This is a genomic window from Bradyrhizobium sp. MI1.4 (assembly GCF_055811315.1).
On sequence record NZ_JBVVPP010000111.1, the window covers coordinates 1 to 2,620 of the forward strand.

Genomic DNA, 2,620 nt, shown 5'->3' on the forward strand with positions numbered 1-2,620 from the left:
GTACGCCTCCGATGGGGGCCGTCTTGCGTGAGGGTTGGTAATTCGCGAAGCGTGTGACCTTAAGTCTAGCTTTAAGGTCATCAGGCGATGCGGGTCGAGGTTTTAGGCGGGCTGGAGCGGCGGCGGCGTTGGTCGCAGGACGACAAGGCACGGATTGTCGAGGAGACGTTGGCACCGGGCGCGAAGGTAACTGAGGTTGCGCGGCGCAACGGAGTAGCGGCCAGCCTGGTGTTTACCTGGCGTCGACAAGCACGGACATCGGAACAAGTTGCACCATCTTTTACGCCGGTGCAGATCGCCGCCGTAGCGGCTTCGACTGAAGAAACTGCGAAGCTTTTGCCTACGGTTGATGGCCGAGTTCGCTCGGCGGCAGCCGCACGTACTGGATTGATAGAGATCGATCTCGGCAACCGACGGTGCATCCGGGTGGATGCGCACGTCGATCCGGAGGCGCTGGCGCGGGTCCTCGATGTGCTTGGACGCCGATGATTGCTGTACCAGGGAATGTGCGAGTGTGGCTGGCGACAGGCTACACGGATATGCGCAGAGGCTTTCCGTCGCTGGCCCTCCAAGTGCAGGAGGTGCTGCACAAAGAACCGCTCAGCGGTCATTTGTTTGTCTTCCGCGGTCGCCGCAGCGATCTTGTGAAGGTGATCTGGCACGATGGTCAGGGAGCCTGCTTGTTCACAAAAAAACTCGAGAGAGGAAAGTTTATCTGGCCATCGGTTGCCGGTGAAGCGGTAACGATCTCGCTGGCGCAGTTGAGCTATCTGCTGTCCGGGATCGATTGGCGCAATCCGCAAGAAACCCAGCGGCCGACGCGGGTCGGATAATCGTTTTGGGTTTGAATCTGATGCTCGATCTGATTCAATGGCGTCATGACATCGAAGCCGGACGACCTTCCTTCGGATCTCACGAGAGCCTACCTTGCTCTGCTGGCCGAGCGCGAGGCGTTGCAGGCTGAACGCGATGTGGCAGTCGCGGATGCCGCCAACGCGCGGGCGGAGCTATCGGACAGCGAGGTGCTGATCGCTCATCTTGAGCTACGGATCGAGAAGCTCAAACGCGAACTGCACGGGCAGCGCTCCGAGCGCACGGCGCGTTTACTCGAGCAGTTGGAATTGGAGCTCGAAGAACTCGCCACCACGGCGACCGAGAATGAGCTTGCCGCGCAGGCCGCAGCAGCGAAGACGCAGAACGTTCGCCCCTTCATGCGCAAGCGGCCGGTTCGCCAGCCATGGCCGGACGACATCGAACACGAGCGCGTCGTCATTGAGGCTCCAACGAGCTGCGCCTGCTGCGGTGGATCTCGGCTGGCGAAGGTCGGAGAGGATGTGACCAAGACGCTGGAGGAGATCCCGCGTCGCTTCAAGGTGATCGAGACGATACGCGAGAAGTTCACCTGCCGCGATTGCGAGAAGATCAGCCAGCCGCCGGCACCGTTCCATGCCACGCCGCGCGGCTTCATCGGTCCGCAATTGCTGGCGACAATGCTGTTCGACAAGTTCGGCATGCATATCCCGCTCAATCGCCAGAGCGTGCGCTTCAAGGCTGAGCGGATCGACCTGCCGCTGTCGACGCTGGCCGACCAGGTCGGCCACGGAACCTTCGCCGTCATGCCGCTGTTCCAGCTGATCGAGCGTCATGTGCTCGCGGCCGAGCGCCTTCATGGCGACGACACCACTATCCGCATCCTGGCGAAGGGCAAGTGCACGACCGGCCGGATCTGGACCTATGTGCGGGATGACCGGCCGTTCGCCGGGCCTGCGCCGCCGGCGGCGGTCTATTATGCCTCGGGCAACCGACGGGGCGAACATCCTCAGAAGCATCTGGCCGCCTTCGCCGGCATTCTGCAGGCGGATTGCTATGGCGGCTTCGAGCCGTTGTTCGACCCAAAAAGGAAAGCAATGCCGATCACGCCGGCGTTTTGCCTGGCCCATGCGCGGCGGGGATTCTTCGAACTGGCTGACATCGAGAAAGCCGCCCGGGAAGGCCGCAAGGGCAAACCGGTCTCCCCGATCGCGCTGGAGGCGGTCAGGCGTCTGGATGCGTTGTTCGAGATCGAGCGCGCCATCAACGGCCGTAGTGCCGACGAGCGGCGTGCCGTGCGCCAGGAGCGGAGCAAGCCGCTGCTCGACGACATGCATGACTGGCTGCTCCGCGAGCGAGAAAGCCTCTCGCGCTCCGCCGAGGTCCTGAAGCCCATGAACTACATGCTCAAGCGCTGGGACGACTTCGTCCGCTTCCTCGACGATGGCCGGATCTGCTTGACCAACAATTGCGCTGAGCGTGCATTGAGAGGCATTGCCTTGGGAAGGCGCAACTGGACCTTCGCTGGTAGCCAACGTGGCGCCGACCGTGCCGCGATCATGCTGACGATGATCACGACCTGCCGCCTCAACGACGTCGATCCAAAGGCCTGGCTCGCCGACGTCCTCGCCCGGATCGCCGATCTTCCCGCGTCGCGGCTGCGCGAACTGCTGCCCTGGGAATGGAAGCTCCTGCACCAAGCCGGCAAGTCCGCCGATCAGCAAGCCGCCTGACCTTCACGCAACGCCATCGTAGAACTCGCCGCGCTCGCGCGCATGTGTCAATCAGGCGGCCTTCGTCGTATGCGTAC

General features: G+C 62.6%; 3 protein-coding genes. All 3 read left to right on the plus strand.

Translation table 11 applies throughout. The features are described from left to right. Window positions 1–87 precede the first annotated feature (87 nt). From tnpA to tnpC, 3 genes are read left to right on the plus strand one after another with little or no spacing between them, the layout of a single operon-like run. Window positions 88–489 carry an IS66-like element accessory protein TnpA gene (gene tnpA / locus AC0L23_RS39745; protein WP_085357272.1) on the plus strand — a complete coding sequence of 134 codons (402 nt, stop codon included), beginning with the start codon at window positions 88–90 and terminating at the stop codon, window positions 487–489. A 23-nt stretch (window positions 490–512) separates the two neighbouring features. Beyond that, entirely contained in the window at window positions 513–833 is a 321-nt protein-coding gene (gene tnpB / locus AC0L23_RS39750) for an IS66 family insertion sequence element accessory protein TnpB (RefSeq protein WP_425304745.1), read from the plus strand. A gap of 45 nt (window positions 834–878) precedes the next feature. Continuing rightward, window positions 879–2,543: an IS66 family transposase gene (gene tnpC, locus AC0L23_RS39755; protein ID WP_085357270.1), complete on the plus strand. Its 1,665-nt coding sequence runs from the start codon at window positions 879–881 to the stop codon at window positions 2,541–2,543. Window positions 2,544–2,620: the final 77 nt, after the last annotated feature.

Excerpts from the sequence above, each read along its gene's own strand:
- tnpA (WP_085357272.1), top strand. The coding sequence starts at position 88 with ATGCGGGTCGAGGTTTTAGGCGGGCTGGAGCGGCGGCGGCGTTGGTCG.
- tnpC (WP_085357270.1), top strand. The coding sequence starts at position 879 with ATGACATCGAAGCCGGACGACCTTCCTTCGGATCTCACGAGAGCCTAC.